The organism is Luteolibacter sp. (assembly GCF_058122085.1).
This window is the reverse complement of record NZ_JBIKBQ010000188.1, coordinates 1-3,478: the sequence shown is the minus strand read 5'-3', so window position 1 is coordinate 3,478 and position 3,478 is coordinate 1. Positions and strand designations below refer to the sequence as shown.

Genomic DNA, 3,478 nt, shown 5'->3' with positions numbered 1-3,478 from the left:
GATCGATCCTGACGATGCCATCGAACGTGATCGTTACCGCGCGCTCATCGAAAAACATCACTATCTCAATAGCCAGTTGTTCCGTGGCACCTGCTACAAGGCGCAGGGCTGGAGATTGTTAGGTGAGACCAAAGGGCACGGGCGCGCCCGGCAGGATTACTACACCACCCACAACCGCCCCAAGCAGCTGTGGGTGCGCGAACTGCGTCCCAAGGCCTGTGCCACATTGCGGGCCGCCCGCCTGCCCGCCGATTTGCAACACGTCGAGGACGCCGTCATTCCACGCGCCGATCTCACGATGGTTGAAATCCGGCGTTTGTTGGTTTTATGTTGGCAGGTTCCGGATTGGCGGGCCAAGAAGGGCAAAGACTACTCCTTGCAATGCCTCCTCTCCATCATGGTCAGGCCCCTCACGGTGTAGGTCCCAGGGGGTACCCGAGTGCGGAGGATGTCGCCGTCGGCGTTGCGCACGCCATCGTCATACCCGTCCCACACGAATTCATTGTCCCCGGCGGGAAGCTGCGTCTCGGCCAGCAGGTTGCGGACACGGATGCCATGCCCGTTTGTAAGCCCCCGAGCGTCCGCCGTTTGAAAAACCTCGGTCATTGCGCGCGCCCCGCCAGGATCCCGGCATGTCACGCACACGCCACACCGACAAACAGAAGGCCCGCATCCTCCGGGAGTTTGAACACCACGACGGCAGCGCCGCTTCATTCTGCCGCCACCGCGGTGTCTCCTATCAGACACTCATGAACTGGCGGGGCCGCGCCAGAGCGAATCTCCCGGACCCGGAACAACCACCGGCATTCCTTGAGTTCCAACTTGAATCTGCGCACCGCCGGCCCGCTCCCGTCGGCCCGCTCGTCGAACTCGAACTCGGTGGCGGAATCATCCTGCGCATCCATCCAGCCCGTCTCGCCCAGCCATGATCCTGACCCACAGCGTCAAAGTCTGCCTGGCCACCCGCCCCTGCGACCTGCGGAAAAGCTTCGACACCCTCAGCGTCGTCGTGCGCGACGAACTGCGCGAAGACCCGCTCTCGCGAAAAGTATTCGTCTTCCTCAACCGCCAATGCGACCGCGTCAAACTCCTCTACTGGGATGGAATCGGAATTTGGATTTTGGCAAAAAGGCTCGGAGGCGCTGATCGTGGCGCTCAAAGACTTGGTGGCGATCTCCAATGGCTCCGCTTGCACGTCCAGCAGCTACACGCCGAGCCATGCCATCAAGGCGATGGGCTACAGCGACGACGAAGCGAATGAGGCGATTCGGCTGAGCTGGTGCCATCTCACGCCGGAGGTGGAGTGGGAGGCGGTGGCGGCGAGGATTGTGGGTCTGAGGTAGGATGATTCTTTTGGGTGCGGGCGTATGCGGCCAGCGTCTCCAGCCCGCATGTTTTCAACTTGCTCCACGGGATGAGGGAGTCGGGATCGATTTCCAACTGTGCCAAGGCACGCCGGCAGGCATGGGTTCCGAGAATTTTCTTGAGGAGTTTGATTTCCTTGAGAAGTGCGCGGTCACTGAGATTTTCCGAGTCAATGTCATCAATGAGAAGGGAGAGATATTCCGGCAGAATCAAGGCCAACATCCGGACGTGGCGTGCGTCTTGGCGGTCGCTTTGGTCCAGGCCGAGAAGGCAGTGGCATTTGCTGCGAAAGAGACAGATGGGATCGATGACCTTGATGCCATTGAAGACAGGTGCCCGCTCACACAAACGGGCAAGCTCCTCGTGTCGGATTCCATAGACACCCGACATCAGATCGACCATTCGGAGCGGAGATTGTTGTAGCGTCAAGATTCCGAGTTGTCCGTCGATTGGGGAAGTGCCCCGCACCAGACGGTCGCGTTCAGCTTTTTGAATCTCGTTCCAAGCCTGGGGACTCACCCAAATGTCACAGTCTTTCGAGGTGAACGGGCGGAGTGCATGGAGTTCTTTAGCGTCGCCCTTTCGGTCGAAATAATCCGCCCAGAAATTGACAGCTTGCCCACCAAACAGGAATTGCGCCGGGCATCGAGCGAGGAAGGATTGCAAGAATTCCAAATAGCCTTCGATGCCTGACACCCGGTCGGTCACTTGCCAACGACGGAGGCAAGATTTGAAAAACGGCCTTTCTCGAAAAAGTCAGGAGGGAAGATCGAATTCTCACGCTGAATCACCTCCGGGCTTTCGCCGTTTTCCAAGCGCAGTCGATCCTCGCGGCGCGAGGCCATCTTTTCGGAGGCTCGGCTTTTCAGGTTGATCTTTTTGGATGGTTTCATCTGGCGAAATGATTTGAGGCGTCACGGTGACGACGGGGAGACTCTAGCGAGAGCGAGGTCAGTTGTCAATTTTCCTGCCGCTCGCGATTCCACGCCTCCCACTTTTCCTTCGACGGCCCGTAGCCGATGGTTTCCTCGCGCAGTCCGAGCTTGCGGAACTTGGAGCTGAAGCGGTCCATTTTCGAGCGGTCCGGGTGGTCCTTGGCGAGGAAGCGTTCTTTGAAAAACAGGAGCTGGTGCTCGGGTCTTGCCAGTGACCAGATCGACGATGACCGCCTCCTTCAAGGCGGGGTGCGGGTCCTTTTCGAAATCCGGGTAGGCGAGGAACGAGATCTCCGGGGAAGCCGTGTGGAATTTCAGCAAGTTGAATTCGGGGCCGATTTCCAGACGCTTCCGCAGCTCGGCCACGGTGATGCGGAGCAACGATGGGATGCGCGAGTCCTCGCCGGGATCGATGAGATAGACCGCGCCGGGCAGCCGCTTGCCGAAGGGCAGCGCGTCCATGGCCTGGCGGTATTCGGCGGAAGTCACAAGAACTCTTTATCACGCCGTTCGAGCGCCGTCACTCCTCCGGCGGTTCCGAGTCGTACGGGGCGGCTTGTAGTGGAGGAACTCCGCATTGGCCGGTGAAATGCGAAAGCTTATGCCTCAGTCTGCCAACCAATTCCGGATGTAATCTTTCTGCGCCGGTGTCTGCGGCGAGTCCGGGTGGATGCGGACCTTCGGCATGTGACTGGCATACAGGTGCAGCGACTGCCGCCGAAGTAGTCGTTGCCCGGCCAGGAGACGTGGTCCCAAGCGACAATGCTGAAGAGGATGCAGTCGGAGAAATCATCGCTAGCTTCGGCATAAGCGGACGGCTGGCAGAGCTGGGATTTTCCGGCGTTGCCTTGGAGCAGCGGTCGGACCATCAGGGAAATGCCGTGGATTTCCTGTCGGCTGTTGGAGCACTGCGAGTAGGGATCAAAGTAAACGGCTTTGATTTGGGGGAACGATGCGCCGTGCAGCGTGAGGAATCGTTCGAGCACCATCTTCAACTCGGTTCCGAGTTGTCCCGCGAAGGGACCTGCGAATTGGCCGCAGCCGAGACCGGGGGGAAGAGGATTTTTTTTCGTTAAAATGTTAAAATCGATTGGTGCTGGTTGATCGGGCGATGTTCCGACATCGCCTGTTTGAACAAACGTTTCAAATCAACCAACACCATGAGTAAACAGACAGGG

The 3,478-nt window shown here is 58.7% G+C and carries 6 protein-coding genes and 1 pseudogene; 3 read left to right on the top strand and 4 right to left on the bottom strand.

Annotated features, from left to right (window positions below; all coding sequences use genetic code 11):
* The 3 genes and pseudogenes from AC4DF4_RS18220 to tnpB all read left to right on the top strand — a co-directional run.
* Nucleotides 1–421: pseudogene (locus AC4DF4_RS18220) on the top strand (hypothetical protein); the annotation flags it as partial.
* A gap of 211 nt (nt 422–632) precedes the next feature.
* Entirely contained in the window at nt 633–929 is a 297-nt protein-coding gene (gene tnpA, locus AC4DF4_RS18215; RefSeq protein WP_490049521.1) for an IS66 family insertion sequence element accessory protein TnpA, read from the top strand.
* Complete coding sequence (gene tnpB / locus AC4DF4_RS18210) at nt 926–1,261, top strand: IS66 family insertion sequence element accessory protein TnpB (RefSeq protein WP_490049520.1); 336 nt, start codon at nt 926–928, stop codon at nt 1,259–1,261. Before tnpA ends, tnpB begins: the two co-directional genes overlap by 4 nt.
* A gap of 26 nt (nt 1,262–1,287) precedes the next feature.
* On the opposite strand, the gene AC4DF4_RS18205 is transcribed toward tnpB, so the two are convergent.
* From AC4DF4_RS18205 to AC4DF4_RS18190, 4 genes are all read right to left on the bottom strand, one after another.
* Entirely contained in the window at nt 1,288–2,031 is a 744-nt protein-coding gene (locus AC4DF4_RS18205) for a hypothetical protein (RefSeq protein ID WP_490049519.1), read from the bottom strand.
* Between the two features lie 38 nt (nt 2,032–2,069).
* A complete protein-coding gene (locus tag AC4DF4_RS18200) occupies nt 2,070–2,258 on the bottom strand; it encodes a hypothetical protein (RefSeq protein ID WP_490049518.1) in 189 nt (62 codons plus the stop codon).
* 21 nt (nt 2,259–2,279) lie between these two features.
* Nucleotides 2,280–2,789, bottom strand: coding sequence for a hypothetical protein (locus AC4DF4_RS18195; RefSeq protein WP_490049517.1), 510 nt, complete (start codon nt 2,787–2,789; stop codon nt 2,280–2,282).
* 110 nt (nt 2,790–2,899) lie between these two features.
* A complete protein-coding gene (locus AC4DF4_RS18190) occupies nt 2,900–3,379 on the bottom strand; it encodes a hypothetical protein (protein ID WP_490049522.1) in 480 nt (159 codons plus the stop codon).
* Nucleotides 3,380–3,478 lie beyond the last annotated feature (99 nt).